The sequence below is a fragment of the Pantoea sp. A4 genome, from assembly GCF_000295955.2.
GTDB lineage: Bacteria > Pseudomonadota > Gammaproteobacteria > Enterobacterales > Enterobacteriaceae > Pantoea > Pantoea multigeneris.
Genome location: NZ_ALXE01000007.1, coordinates 32,715 through 45,750, shown reverse-complemented (window position 1 = coordinate 45,750; position 13,036 = coordinate 32,715). Strand labels below are relative to the sequence as shown.

Genomic DNA, 13,036 nt, shown 5'->3' with positions numbered 1-13,036 from the left:
CCCCTTTTTTCGATCTTTTTTACTGTTCGCGCTAATTTCAGTCAATCAGGCTTATTTTACGACATTTTGCCTGGTAAACAGGCGAATTCCAGGGCGAAACGACGAACCTGATCCCAGTTTGTATACTCGACTTCCTTGTTTGCATCCGTTTCTCCTCCCGTCATACGCATAATGAATTGAATCATCACGCGGTCAAACCAACGATATTGCGGATAACGTAAAGCCCCGGCGAATACCGCGCAGCAATCCGGCTGCCAGGGCGACTGAGATAAGAACTTATTGGTATAGGCATTAGTCTGCGGTGTCGACTTCTCCGCTTTACGTGCAGTGAGATTCACAGAATAGAAACCACTGATACGTTTTTGCAGTTCAGGAAGATGCTGCTGCACAAACTTTGGTAATGCTGGCTGGAAATGGCCATAACGAATAGATGCGCCAATCAAGACGCGATCATAATCAGCCCACTTAATGGTATTCGGGCGGTTGAGGTCCAAAACATCACTTGCTTGCTGCGGTGCCATTGCCTCAGCAATCGCTTTAGCTATCTTGTGCGTTTGCCCATCACGGCTTGAATAAAGAATCAGTGCTTTCATATATAGCTCGCGTTGTTGCTACTCACGCCAGAAGGTCGGCGTGAAGAGCACCAGTAAAGTAAACACCTCAAGACGGCCAAATAACATGGTGGAAATCAGAATCCACTTGGCGACGTCATTCATAGAGGTAAAGTTATCAGCCACGACACCCAGTCCTGGCCCAAGGTTGTTCAGCGTCGCCGCTACCGCAGCAAAAGCGGAAAAATCATCCACGCCCGTCGCGATGATCGCCAGCATGCTAATAAGGAACACCAATGCATAGGCGGAGAAGAATCCCCACACGGCTTCAAGTATCCGTTCTGGCAAAGCACGGTTACCCAGCTTGATGGAGTAAACCGCATTAGGGTGCACCAGGCGCTTCAGCTCACGTGAGCCCTGTTTCCACAGTAAAAGGATACGGATGACCTTTAGACCGCCTCCGGTTGAACCAGCACAACCTCCAATAAAGGCAGAACAGAGCAGCAATACCGGCAAGAAGAGAGGCCAGCGCGCAATACTATCCGTGGTGAACCCGGCGGTTGTCGCCATTGAAACCACCTGGAAAAAAGCCTGATTGAGCGTTTGCCAGCTACTGCTGTACACATTATGGAACCACAGTACCAGGGTGCAGATGATGACTAACGTCAACTGTACGCCGATAAACATACGGAATTCGGGATCTCGCCAGTAAACTCGCAAACTGCGCCCGCTTAACAGAGAGAAATGCAAACCATAGTTGCAGCCGGAAATCAGCAGGAACACCGCAACAATCGTATTGATGGTGGCACTGTTAAAGTAGCCGATACTTGCATCATGCGTAGAGAAGCCGCCGATAGCGATAGTAGAGAAACTGTGGCCGATAGCATCAAACAGCGGCATCCCCGCCAGCCATAAGGCAACAGCACAGGCCACCGTAAGCAGCACGTAGATAAGCCATAGCGTTTTCGCCGTTTCCGCGATGCGCGGCCGCATTTTATTATCTTTGAGGGGACCGGGCATCTCAGCACGATAAAGCTGCATACCACCCACCCCTAAAATTGGCAGGATGGCTACAGCCAGCACGATGATCCCCATCCCCCCTAGCCACTGCAGCATTTGGCGATAGAACAGAATCGCTTTAGGCAGCGAATCCAGTCCTACAAGCGTGGTCGCGCCGGTTGTTGTCAGGCCAGAAAAGGACTCAAAAAAGGCATCCGTCACGGAAAGGTGCGGCTTTTCAGCAAAAATAAACGGGAGTGCCCCTACGCTACCCAGCACCGTCCAGAACAGCACCACAATAAGAAAACCTTCGCGCGGCTTTAGCTCGGTCTTCTGCTTACGGTTAGGCCACCAAAGCAATGAACCAATCACCAGTGCCCAAAGGAAAGTCTGGCTGAATGCACGCCCGGCACCATCTCGATAAATCAACGCCACCAGGCCGGGGACAATCATCGTCACCGAGAACAGGATCACCAACAATCCTACGATGCGAGTTATGGCACGAAAGTGCATGAAGCCATTTCCTTAAACAGAGTTATTTATCCGCTGCACGCAGCTCAAGCGTGCCACGGCTGATATCAGTGAGATCGCGTTGAAACGCTTCAGACTGCCCAAAAGGCAGCGCAAGCTGCAAAGTAATGTGATCCAGATAGTGTGTTTCGATGATTTGCCCGGCGTAGCGTTGCAGCAATCGCTCGATATCACCATGCAAGGCATAGTCACACTCGAGAATAAACGGCTGCATCGGCACTTTTCGCCTGCGGGATAATTGCTTTAATCCCTGTTGCACGCCACCGCCATACGCTTTGACTAAACCACCTGTGCCCAGCATGATGCCGCCATAGTAGCGCACCACCACCGCCGTTATCTCGCCAATTCCGGCCCCGATAAGCTGCGCCAGCATGGGTTTTCCTGCCGTCCCGGAAGGCTCACCATCATCTGAAAACCCTAGCTGCTGAGAATCCGAAGGTGAACCCGCCACCCATGCCCAACAATGATGACGCGCATCTGGGTGCTCACGTCTTACCTGCTGAACGAAGGCCCGGGCCGCTTCAGTACCTTCGGTGTGCGCCAGCAGGGTAATGAAGCGACTTTTCTTAATGGTCTCTTCGCTGATGCTCAGCGCATCAGCGGGAATATCATAAGCGTCCATCAGGCGAGGTGCAGATCACGGGTCATATTTTCGATACGGCTGCTATGGACCACCACATTGTCTTCTATACGCACGCCGCCATACGGCTTGAGGGCATCAATGGCCTGCCAGTCAAAGTGCTGACGGTATTGACCATTACGCAGCGGTGCCAACAGTGAATCGATCACATAGAAGCCCGGCTCAATGGTCAAAACCATGCCCGGTTCCAACACGCGCGTGCAGCGTAGATAAGGATACTGGGACGGTGCAGCGAGATGTGTGCCGTGCTCATCTTGCATAAAGCCCGCGACATCATGAACTTGCAACCCGAGTGGATGACCAACACCGTGAGGCATAAACGGCCCAGTGAGGTTTTCGGCTACTAAAGCTTCTTCACTGATGCCCTGCACCAAATCAAACTTCAGCAGCAATTTCGCAATACGCTGATGCATCTGTTGATGATATTCGGTGTAGCGCACACCCGCCTTCATCGTGGCGATCAGCGCCAGCTCTTCACGGTTGAGGGCTTCAACCAGGCTTGCGTAGAGTGAGTTACTTTTCGCCGCATAGCTTCGCGTTAAGTCGGCTGCATAGCCAAGATATTCCGCCCCGGCATCAATCAGGAAACTGAGGCGTTTAGCTGGTGGTTCATGATCAAGCTGAGTGTAGTGAAGCACCGCTGCATGCTCGTTCAGCGCAATAATGTTGCCATACGGCACATCGGTATCACGGTGGCCAGTGGCAGTCAGATACGCCTGATTAATATCAAACTCACTCAACCCCGAGACAAAAGCCTCTTTCGCTGCACGGTGCCCCGCTACGGCAATTTTTTGCGCTTTACGCATACAAGCCAACTCATAGTCAGTCTTGATGCTGCGATGGTAATGCAGGAAATCGATCACCCCTTGTGGATTGATGCGCTCACTGTGAATACCCAGCTGCCGCGCCCGTTCCACTACCGGTCCGATATACGCCACATTGTCACGCTGCGCTGGCAGTAGCTGGTTAATCTCCTCAGCTTTTTTCAGCCCGATAACGTCAACGTCTTCGGTCCAGAAGCTGTCCGGTAGGGGCTCAACCACATGCCAGTAATCTACTGGCGAGTAAAACCACAACCGTGGTTTGTTTACGCCATCAATCCATAGCCAGCAATTGGGAACCTGCGTCACTGGTACCCAGGCTTTAAACTGCGGGTTAACCTTAAAAGGATAAGCATGATCGTCAAGAAACACGTTCTGCAGTTCGCCGGAGTGAATCAACATTGCATCCAGCTTAAAGCGAGCCAGCACTTGTTGGGCGCGCTGTTGTAATGTGGCGATATGCCCACGATAGAGCGTTTTTAGGGAGTCCATTGCGATTCTCCAGTGACGGGAAAAGTGGCCGCAGTGTAGCACAGCCGCAGCGGCTTGCCGTTATTACGCCATTGTGATCCAGCCTGCAATTCAGCAGTTGGCAGTTTGCAAAATATTCACCTCACTTCCACACTCCTGATCATCTGGTATGACCAGATCCCTTTTGCCGATGCAGGAGATGCACATGCTTTATCAAGGCGAATCCCTTTATCTTCACTGGCTCGACGATGGCATCGCCGGGCTGGTATTTGCCGCACCCGGCTCTGTCAATAAACTGGATACGCGAACGGTAGCCAGTCTCGGCGAAGCCATTAGTGTGCTGGAACAACAACCCGATCTACGTGGTGTTATCCTGAGTTCAGACAAACCCGCATTTATCGTGGGTGCTGATATCAACGAGTTCCTGTCGCTGTTTGCCGCACCAGAAGAAAAACTGACGACCTGGCTGGCGTTTGCCAACCATATTTTTAATCGCCTGGAAGATTTACCTGTTCCGACGCTGTCCGCCATTAACGGTTACGCGCTAGGCGGCGGGTGTGAGTGCATTCTTGCTACTGACCTCCGCGTCGCAACCCCCGATGCCCGTATTGGATTGCCTGAAACTAAACTCGGGATTATGCCAGGCTTCGGCGGCAGCGTTCGTCTTCCCAGATTACTCGGTGCTGATAGCGCCCTGGAAATTATAGCTGCTGGTACAGATGTGAATGCGGCAACCGCTCTGAGTTTAGGCCTGGTAGATGCCGTGGTTGCCACTGACAAACTGGCCGACGCTGCCCTGCGTATGATGCAAGCGACCATCCAGCAAGGCGACTGGCGCGCGCGCCGCGCGCCGAAATTAGCGCCACTGCGCCTGAGCCCGATTGAAGCAGCAATGAGCTTCACGACCGCCAAAGCCATGGTGATGCAAACCGCCGGTAAGCACTACCCTGCGCCCGTCACAGCAGTGAAAACCATCGAAGCCGCCGCCGCTCTGGATCGTAATGATGCGCTGAAACTAGAAGCTGCCGCCTTTGTGCCGCTCGCGCAGTCAGTTCAGGCTCGGGCGCTGGTTGGCATCTTCCTGAACGATCAATATGTGAAAAGCCTGGCAAAAAAACGCGCTGCCAACAGCGCCATCCCTAAACAGGCCGCGGTTCTTGGGGCCGGTATTATGGGTGGCGGTATCGCTTACCAGTCAGCCTGGAAAGGCGTGCCAGCAAAGATGAAAGATATTTCTCCACAGGCGCTGAGTCTGGGCATGAAAGAGGCCGGTAAGCTGCTGAGTAAGCAGCTCGAGCGCGGCAAAATCACCCATGAAAAATTCACCACCATCATTGCCAGTATCCAGCCAACGCTGGACTACAGCGGGTTTGATAAGCTCGATATCGTCGTTGAAGCGGTGGTCGAGAACCCCCAAATCAAAGCTCAGGTATTAGCAGAAACCGAGCGGCAGCTGCGTCCAGAAGCCGTGCTAGCGTCGAATACTTCTACCATTCCGATTTCACAGCTTGCACAGGCTTTGCAGCGCCCAGAGAACTTCTGCGGTATGCATTTCTTTAATCCGGTTCCACGTATGCCCTTAGTCGAGGTGGTGAGAGGCAAACTAACAGCCGAAACCACGATTGACCGGGTGGTCGCCTGGGCCAACGCCATGGGAAAAACGCCTATCGTCGTAAACGACTGCCCCGGATTTTTTGTGAACCGGGTGCTGTTCCCCTACTTTGCTGCTTTTAGCCTGTTACTACGGGATGGCGCGGATTTCCGCCAGGTAGACCGGGTGATGGAGAAACAGTTCGGCTGGCCGATGGGGCCGGCATGGTTACTGGATGTGGTCGGCCTGGATACTGCACATCATGCTCAGGCGGTGATGGCGGAAGGTTTCCCCTCCCGCATGAAGAAAGATTACCGTGATGCAATCGATGTGCTGTTCGCGGCACAGCGCTTTGGACAAAAAAATGGCCGTGGTTTCTGGCTCTGGGAGCAGGATAAACAGGGCAAGGCGAAGAAGGTCAACGATGCCAGTGTCGATGAACTATTGGCAACGGTCTGCTCTCCACGCCGTGACTTCAGCGATGAAGAGATCCTCAACCGCATGATGCTACCGATGATTGCCGAAGTGGTGCGTTGCCTGGAAGAGAAGATCATTGCCTCCGCAGCTGAAGCGGATATGGCGCTGGTGTATGGGCTGGGCTTCCCGCCGTTCCGGGGCGGTGTCTTCCACTACCTGGATACGCTCGGCACCAGCAACGTCATCGACCAGGCGCGGCGCTATCTCTCTTTGGGACCGTTGTATGTCTTGCCTGATTTACTGGTACAGAAAGCCCACCAGCATCAAAGCTGGTATCCGCCAGTGGCTCCGGTTAACGAATCTGCACTGAACAGCGCTGAGGGGGAATAATGGAAAAAGTCGTGGTTGTGGATGCCGTCCGTACCCCAATGGGACGCTCAAAAGGTGGTGCTTATCGTCATGTCCGTGCCGAAGACCTCTCTGCGCAAGTGATGCGGGCGCTGTTGCAACGTAATCCTGCCGTCGAGGCCGCCACCCTGGATGACATTGTCTGGGGCTGCGTACAACAAACCCTGGAGCAGGGTTTCAATATTGCCCGTAATGCGGCCTTGCTGGCTGAAATTCCGCATCGGGTGCCAGCCACCACCGTCAACCGACTCTGTGGTTCATCGATGCAGGCATTGCACGACGCTGCACGTACCATCATGACCGGCGATGCACAGATCTGCCTGATCGGGGGCGTGGAACATATGGGGCATGTTCCCATGAGCCACGGCGTTGACTTTCATCCCGGGCTGGGCCGTAGCGTGGCGAAAGCTGCCGGGATGATGGGATTAACCGCTGAAATGCTGGCGCGAATGCACCATATCAGTCGCGAACAGCAGGATGCTTTTGCCTTGCGCTCTCATCAACGTGCCTGGCAAGCAACCCAGCGCGGTGATTTCAGGCATGAAATCGTGCCTACCTATGGCCATGATGCTGATGGCGTACTACAGCGCTACGACTGGGATGAGGTGATTCGCGCGGATGCGAGTCTGGAAGGCCTTGCGGCTTTGCGACCGGCTTTCGATCCGGTACACGGCAGCGTGACGGCAGGCAGCTCTTCCGCCCTCTCGGATGGTGCGGCTGGGCTACTGATTATGAGTGAAAGCAAAGCGCGTGAACTGGGGCTACCCCCCCGCGCCTATATTCGCAGTATGGCCGTGGTGGGGTGCGATCCTTCTATTATGGGATACGGTCCCGTCCCTGCTAGCAAGCTGGCGTTAAAACGCGCCGGGCTGACGGTAGCAGATATTGACATATTTGAACTGAATGAAGCTTTTGCCGCGCAAACACTGCCTTGTATCAAGGATTTAGGTCTGACAGATCAGCTGGATGAGAAGGTGAATCTGAACGGTGGTGCAATTGCGCTTGGCCATCCCTTAGGGTGTTCGGGCGCACGCATCTCAACAACGCTGCTGAACATCATGCAACAGCGGGATGCTCAGTTTGGCCTGGCTTCTATGTGTATTGGGCTGGGTCAGGGTATTGCTACCGTTTTTGAGCGAGTGTAGCCCAGAAACGCTAACCGCCCGGTTAGGGCGGTTAGCGGACTTCAGATGAATGCGAAAGCATCACCATAGATGTGATCTTGCAATGCACCGCGCTCAGCACAGAAGCGATCTCGTGCAATCTTAGCCATCTCAAAACGCCCGGCGACATAGATATCGTATTCGCTCAATGTACCGTAATCCTGCATCACCGCCGTCAACACTGTGCCGCTGCGCCCCTGCCAGCTGTCCTCTGGTTGCTCAACCACTGGCACAACTTTCAGGTTAGGATGTTTGACTGCCAACGCATACAGCTCATCCAGGTCATACAAGTGCCGCAGCTCGCGCCCACCCCAGTAAATCGCAATATCACGATTGGGCTGTTGTGACAGCGCACTCAACAAGATTGAACGGGCATAGGAGAAACCGGTGCCACCGGCAATCAGGATCACCGGGCGATCGCTCTCTTCACGCAACCACGCTTCGCCGTGTGGCAGATCAACCGTGATCTGACGATCGGCGCGAATGCGATCCATCACTGCCATTGCATACAAGTTGTGATCGGAAGCGCCGATATGCAATTCAATGATCTCTTTCTCATGTGGCGTTGAGGCCAGAGAGAAAGGGCGTTTATCCTGTTCATCCATGACCACCATCAGATACTGGCCCGCGCGAAAGGTAAATTCTGCTTCCGGCACCATGCGCACCCGAAACACCGTATCGGTAATCATATCCACTGATGTGACTTTACAGTTCAGAATAGCCATACGCTCTCTCTGTCAGAGGGTTGTGTGTATGTAATTAGCACCACTCAGCGTTGCAGCGGTGCATCGAAGATGCCTAAATCATCCCAGATAGCATCAATACGGGCGGTAACCGCCGGATCTTTTACGATCGGGGTTCCCCACTCACGATCCGTTTCGCCAGGCCACTTATTGGTGGCATCCATCCCCATTTTGGAACCCAGTCCCGAAACGGGTGAGGCGAAATCGAGGTAGTCGATGGGCGTGTTTTCAACCAGTACAGTATCGCGCGCTGGGTCCATACGGGTGGTGATCGCCCAGATCACATCATTCCAGTCGCGGGCATTAACGTCGTCATCACAGACAATCACAAACTTGGTGTACATGAACTGACGTAAGAACGACCAGACGCCAAACATCACGCGCTTCGCATGCCCCGCATACTGCTTCTTCATGGTGACCACGGCCATCCGATAGGAACACCCTTCAGGCGGCAGGTAGAAATCAACGATTTCCGGGAACTGCTTAATCAGAATGGGCACCAGTACTTCATTCAGCGCTACACCCAGCACCGCCGGTTCATCTGGCGGACGACCAGTATAAGTTGAGTGGTAGATAGGTTTATTGCGCTGGGTGATGTGCGTTACCGTAAATACCGGGAAACTATCCACTTCATTATAGTATCCCGTGTGGTCGCCATATGGCCCTTCTGGTGCCATATCGCCCGGTTCAATATAGCCTTCCAACACAATTTCAGCGCTGGCCGGGACGTCCAAATCGTTACTGATACATTTAACGACTTCGGTTTTATTACCGCGTAATAAACCGGCAAAGGCATATTCTGACAGGGAATCAGGCACCGGGGTCACAGCACCCAGAATGGTGGCCGGATCGGCGCCCAGTGCAACAGCTACCGGGAAACGCTCTCCCGGATGCGCCTTACACCACTCCTGATAATCCAGCGCGCCACCACGATGCGACAACCAGCGCATGATCAGACGATTTTTGCCGATCACCTGTTGGCGATAAATACCGAGGTTTTGCCGCTCTTTGTGCGGACCTCGTGAGACCGTTAAGCCCCAGGTAATCAGTGGGGCCGCATCGCCAGGCCAGCACTTCATCACCGGGATACGCGTTAAATCGACGTCATCACCGCTATAAACGATTTCCTGGCAGGGCGCATTTCGCAGGCGTTTCGTCGGCATGTTCAGTACCTGCTTGAAACGCGGTGCTTTATCAAACAGGTCGCGGAAGCCTTTTGGTGGCTCCGGCTCTTTCAGGAAGGCCAGTAGTTCGCCCACTTCACGCAGCGCACTCACCTCTTCCTGTCCCATTCCCATCGCTACCCGTTTTGGCGTGCCAAACAGGTTGCACAGTACCGGCATGTCATAGCCTTTCGGATTCTCAAACAACAACGCCGGTCCGCCCGCACGCAAAGTACGATCGGCAATCTCGGTCATTTCGAGATGAGGATCGATAGTCTGGGTAATACGTTTTAATTCGCCACGCTGCTCAAGCAGGGCTAAGAAGTCGCGTAAATCCTGATATTTCATGCCGGGTTAACTTTTTTGCCAGGGTCAATCGGCCATTATAAGGAGGTTTATGTCTGGGTGTTGAGGTTTATGTGGTGCAGGTTGGGATTTAGCAGGAATTTTCACAAATTGCGCCACTTTCCCGTCAGGGATGCGCTATAACTCTGTCAGTAGGTTTGATATTCTTATGCGTCCATTCGTTGGGAGCAAATATGGAATCCTGGTACTTACTCTACTGCAAGCGCGGTCAGTTAATTCGCGCTAAAGAGCATCTCGAGCGGCAAGATGTTAACTGCATTAGCCCAATGATTGCTCTGGAAAAAATCGTGCGCGGGAAGCGTACCACTTTGAGTGAGCCGCTTTTCCCCAACTACATGTTTGTGGAGTTCGATCCGGAAGCAATTCACACAACAACGATTAGCGCCACCCGTGGCGTCAGTCACTTTGTTCGCTTCGGATCTCTGCCTGCTACCGTGCCCGCTGAAGTCATTTGTGCCTTACAAAATGAAGCGCCAACCCTGCTGTTTGATCCGGAAACGCCACAAATCGGCGATGAAGTGGTCATCACAGACGGTACGTTTGAAGGCCTGCGTGCCATCTTCGCAGAGCCGGATGGAGAAGCACGCTCGATGCTGCTGCTGAATCTGCTTAATAAGCAGGTGGCGCGCAGCATCGATAATCGTCTGTTCCGCAAAGCCTAGTTCAGGCTAAATAAGCTTCGCACGTTCTGATCTACCTGCTGTGCTAAAGCCTCGGCCTCTTCGCCACGCCACCCTGCGACCTGCTGCACAATGTGTGGCAGGAAGCAGGGTTCATTGCGGCGTGAAGTTGGCCGAGGATGCATGTCGCGTGGCAACAAGTAAGGTGCATCGGTTTCCAGCATCAGCTTATCTGCCGGAATCAGCGGCAGCAGCTCACGCAGTTCCAGCCCGCGCCGTTCATCGCACACCCAGCCTGTAATTCCCACTGACAATCCTGCCACCAGGCATGCTTCCAGCTCCGGGCGCGTACCGGTAAAACAGTGCACCACTGCGCCAGGTAATTTAGGGAGCCACGGCGTTAATACAGCAAGAAAGCGCCTGTGTGCTTCGCGACAGTGTAAAAACACCGGTAGGTTCAGTTCTGCAGCCAGCGCTAACTGCGCCTCGAAAGCATACTCTTGTTGATCGTGAGCGGAGAGGTTGCGATTAAAATCGAGTCCACATTCGCCAATCGCGACCACCTCTTTGCTCGCCGCCAGGCGGCGTAGCGTATTCCCCGTTTCTGCTGACCACTCGCTAGCGTGATGGGGATGAACCCCCGCCGTAGACCAACAATAATCAGGATGGCTCTGTGCCAGACGCTGTGCTTGCTGGCTCTCCAGCGCATTGGTGCCGGTAATCAGCATCCCGGTGACGCCCGCTGCGCGCGCGCGTTTCACTACCTGTTCACGATCTTTCGCGAATTGCGTGCTGGTCAGGTTTACACCGATATCAAACATAAGCTCTTCCAGAAATGCAAACCGCCCGAAAACGGGCGGTTGATGAATTAATGATCCCGCCGGCTAGCGGGATATGCGACCGAAAGGACTCAGGCTGCTGGCGTTTCGTCGTCTTCTTGCTCGTCGTCCGCCTCACTATCCTGATCCTTACGTCCTTTACCCACGTAATAGCGGGAAAAGAATACCCCTATCTCAAACAGGCAGTACATCGGAATAGCGAGCAAAGTTTGCGAGAAAACGTCTGGTGGTGTGAGCAACATCGCAACAATAAACGCACCGACCAGAATATAAGGTCGTTTTTTGCGCAAATCTTCAGGTGTCGTAATGCCGGTCCAGCACAGCAACACAATCGCGATTGGCACTTCAAACGCCACACCGAAGGCCATGAAAATGGTCATGACGAAATCGAGATATTTCGCAATGTCGGTGGCCATTTGTACGCCCTCTGGTGCGGTTTTAGCAAAGAAGCCAAACGCCAGCGGGAAGACGATGAAGTAGGCAAACGCCACACCGAGGTAGAACAGGAAAGTACTGGAGAACAGCAGCGGCATCACCAACTTACGTTCATGGCGATACAGTGCTGGTGCAACAAATGCCCACACCTGATAAAGAATAACCGGGACGGCGAGAAACACCGAGGCAACAATGGTCAGCTTAATCGGGGTAAAAAACGGTGATGCAACATCGGTGGCTATCATGCTGGCACCGTGTGGCATATGGCTAATTAACGGTGCGGCCACGGCGTGGTAGATGTCATTGGCAAAGTAAACCAGTGCCAGAAAAATGACAAAAACCGCGATGATGCAGTTCAGCAGGCGCTTACGCAGCTCAATCAGATGGCTGATCAGCGGTTGGGTATCTTCAACGGCCATGGTTATTTTTCGTCTTTTACGGCAACAGCCTGGGGAGTTTCCCCGCCGGGCGCGGGCTGAACGGGTTTCACCTCAGCAGGCGCTTGCGCAGGCGCACTGGCCTGATGCTCGGCAGCTGCTGGGCTGACACTTTCTGTATGAGCATGCGTAGCAGGCACCTGAGGTGTAGCCGGGGGCTGATCCTGTACCGGCGTCTGAGGCGAATGAATGGTATTCGCTTCATCTTCGGTTTTTTCCAGATCAATGCTCTGCTGCACAGAGCGACGCATAGAATCTGCGGTTTTACGCAGCTCATCCATCGACTCTTTCAGCTCCGGTGAAAGCGTGCCACGGCCCGCTTCTTCCACTTTTTTCAGGCTGTCCTGCAATTCTTGCAGTTTCAGCTCCTGCGCAAGTTCATTTTGCACATTTGCGGCCAACGAGCGCATGGCTCTGATCCAGCCAACAACGGTTTTTACTGCTACTGGCAAGCGCTGTGGGCCAAGCACAATCAGCCCAATCACAAACACCAGCAGCAGTTCACTGAACCCAATATCGAACACGGTTTACACCTGCTTGTCGTTCCTGGCTTCTTCTTTCTTAGCCGCGGTTTGCTGTTGTTCCGGCAGCGTTTTGGTCGCGAAATCTGCGTCCTGCTGCGCTGGTTCTTCTTTCTTGTCGTCATCACTCATGGCTTTTTTAAAGCCTTTCAGCGAAGCGCCGAGATCCGCGCCCAGTGTGCGGAATTTTTTGGTACCGAAAATAAGGACAATAATTACGGCAACGATTAACAACTTGCCGATGCTGATACCACCCATAGTATGGCCTCTAATAATCTAGTAAATACAATGCTGAACGTCGTGTCAGCGGCCCAGTGGAC

Annotated in this window: 13 protein-coding genes; 3 read left to right on the top strand and 10 right to left on the bottom strand. The window is 53.4% G+C overall.

The genetic code is table 11. The features are described 5' to 3' along the window. Positions 1-56 precede the first annotated feature (56 nt). The 4 genes from hemG to pepQ are packed head-to-tail and all read right to left on the bottom strand — an operon-like array spanning position 57 to position 4,034. On the bottom strand, positions 57-593 hold the full coding sequence (gene hemG, locus B880_RS0101890) for a menaquinone-dependent protoporphyrinogen IX dehydrogenase (RefSeq protein ID WP_017345694.1): 537 nt from the start codon (positions 591-593) through the stop codon (positions 57-59). 18 nt (positions 594-611) lie between these two features. Beyond that, positions 612-2,063 carry a Trk system potassium transporter TrkH gene (gene trkH / locus B880_RS0101885; RefSeq protein ID WP_017345693.1) on the bottom strand — a complete coding sequence of 484 codons (1,452 nt, stop codon included), beginning with the start codon at positions 2,061-2,063 and terminating at the stop codon, positions 612-614. Positions 2,064-2,085: 22 nt separating this feature from the next. Next, a complete protein-coding gene (locus B880_RS0101880) occupies positions 2,086-2,703 on the bottom strand; it encodes an IMPACT family protein (protein ID WP_017345692.1) in 618 nt (205 codons plus the stop codon). Then, positions 2,703-4,034, bottom strand: coding sequence for a Xaa-Pro dipeptidase (gene pepQ, locus B880_RS0101875; protein WP_017345691.1), 1,332 nt, complete (start codon positions 4,032-4,034; stop codon positions 2,703-2,705). Before pepQ ends, B880_RS0101880 begins: the two co-directional genes overlap by 1 nt. A 184-nt stretch (positions 4,035-4,218) precedes the next feature. Here pepQ and fadB point away from each other — a divergent pair, with 184 nt between their 5' ends. Then, positions 4,219-6,411: a fatty acid oxidation complex subunit alpha FadB gene (gene fadB, locus B880_RS0101870; protein ID WP_017345690.1), complete on the top strand. Its 2,193-nt coding sequence runs from the start codon at positions 4,219-4,221 to the stop codon at positions 6,409-6,411. Continuing rightward, positions 6,411-7,574 (top strand): acetyl-CoA C-acyltransferase FadA, encoded by a 1,164-nt coding sequence (fadA, locus tag B880_RS0101865; protein WP_017345689.1) that lies wholly within the window; start codon positions 6,411-6,413, stop codon positions 7,572-7,574. The genes fadB and fadA overlap by 1 nt, the downstream gene beginning before the upstream one ends. A 41-nt stretch (positions 7,575-7,615) precedes the next feature. Here fadA and fre read toward each other — a convergent pair whose 3' ends face one another. Next, positions 7,616-8,317 (bottom strand): NAD(P)H-flavin reductase, encoded by a 702-nt coding sequence (fre, locus tag B880_RS0101860; protein WP_017345688.1) that lies wholly within the window; start codon positions 8,315-8,317, stop codon positions 7,616-7,618. A 44-nt stretch (positions 8,318-8,361) separates the two neighbouring features. Continuing rightward, complete coding sequence (ubiD, locus tag B880_RS0101855) at positions 8,362-9,846, bottom strand: 4-hydroxy-3-polyprenylbenzoate decarboxylase (RefSeq protein ID WP_017345687.1); 1,485 nt, start codon at positions 9,844-9,846, stop codon at positions 8,362-8,364. A gap of 191 nt (positions 9,847-10,037) precedes the next feature. On the opposite strand from ubiD, the gene rfaH reads away from it, so the two are divergent. Continuing rightward, positions 10,038-10,526: a transcription/translation regulatory transformer protein RfaH gene (rfaH, locus tag B880_RS0101850; RefSeq protein ID WP_017345686.1), complete on the top strand. Its 489-nt coding sequence runs from the start codon at positions 10,038-10,040 to the stop codon at positions 10,524-10,526. On the opposite strand, the gene tatD is transcribed toward rfaH, so the two are convergent. The 4 genes from tatD to tatA all read right to left on the bottom strand — a co-directional run bounded on the left by tatD (position 10,523) and on the right by tatA (position 12,974). Beyond that, positions 10,523-11,305, bottom strand: a complete 783-nt coding sequence (tatD, locus tag B880_RS0101845) for a 3'-5' ssDNA/RNA exonuclease TatD (RefSeq protein ID WP_017345685.1) — start codon at positions 11,303-11,305, stop codon at positions 10,523-10,525. The genes rfaH and tatD overlap by 4 nt on opposite strands. 89 nt (positions 11,306-11,394) lie before the next feature. Beyond that, on the bottom strand, positions 11,395-12,177 hold the full coding sequence (gene tatC, locus B880_RS0101840; protein ID WP_017345684.1) for a Sec-independent protein translocase subunit TatC: 783 nt from the start codon (positions 12,175-12,177) through the stop codon (positions 11,395-11,397). A 2-nt stretch (positions 12,178-12,179) separates the two neighbouring features. Beyond that, positions 12,180-12,719 (bottom strand): Sec-independent protein translocase protein TatB, encoded by a 540-nt coding sequence (tatB, locus tag B880_RS0101835; RefSeq protein ID WP_017345683.1) that lies wholly within the window; start codon positions 12,717-12,719, stop codon positions 12,180-12,182. A 3-nt stretch (positions 12,720-12,722) separates the two neighbouring features. Further along, a complete protein-coding gene (tatA, locus tag B880_RS0101830; RefSeq protein WP_017345682.1) occupies positions 12,723-12,974 on the bottom strand; it encodes a Sec-independent protein translocase subunit TatA in 252 nt (83 codons plus the stop codon). Between the last annotated feature and the right edge of the window lie 62 nt (positions 12,975-13,036).

What these genes read in the sequence shown, in the direction of transcription:
- hemG (WP_017345694.1), bottom strand. Translation starts at nt 593, where the DNA reads ATGAAAGCACTGATTCTTTATTCAAGCCGTGATGGGCAAACGCACAAG.
- trkH (WP_017345693.1), bottom strand. Translation starts at nt 2,063, where the DNA reads ATGCACTTTCGTGCCATAACTCGCATCGTAGGATTGTTGGTGATCCTG.
- B880_RS0101880 (WP_017345692.1), bottom strand. Translation starts at nt 2,703, where the DNA reads ATGGACGCTTATGATATTCCCGCTGATGCGCTGAGCATCAGCGAAGAG.
- pepQ (WP_017345691.1), bottom strand. Translation starts at nt 4,034, where the DNA reads ATGGACTCCCTAAAAACGCTCTATCGTGGGCATATCGCCACATTACAA.
- fadB (WP_017345690.1), top strand. Translation starts at nt 4,219, where the DNA reads ATGCTTTATCAAGGCGAATCCCTTTATCTTCACTGGCTCGACGATGGC.
- fadA (WP_017345689.1), top strand. Translation starts at nt 6,411, where the DNA reads ATGGAAAAAGTCGTGGTTGTGGATGCCGTCCGTACCCCAATGGGACGC.
- fre (WP_017345688.1), bottom strand. Translation starts at nt 8,317, where the DNA reads ATGGCTATTCTGAACTGTAAAGTCACATCAGTGGATATGATTACCGAT.
- ubiD (WP_017345687.1), bottom strand. Translation starts at nt 9,846, where the DNA reads ATGAAATATCAGGATTTACGCGACTTCTTAGCCCTGCTTGAGCAGCGT.
- rfaH (WP_017345686.1), top strand. Translation starts at nt 10,038, where the DNA reads ATGGAATCCTGGTACTTACTCTACTGCAAGCGCGGTCAGTTAATTCGC.
- tatD (WP_017345685.1), bottom strand. Translation starts at nt 11,305, where the DNA reads ATGTTTGATATCGGTGTAAACCTGACCAGCACGCAATTCGCGAAAGAT.
- tatC (WP_017345684.1), bottom strand. Translation starts at nt 12,177, where the DNA reads ATGGCCGTTGAAGATACCCAACCGCTGATCAGCCATCTGATTGAGCTG.
- tatA (WP_017345682.1), bottom strand. Translation starts at nt 12,974, where the DNA reads ATGGGTGGTATCAGCATCGGCAAGTTGTTAATCGTTGCCGTAATTATT.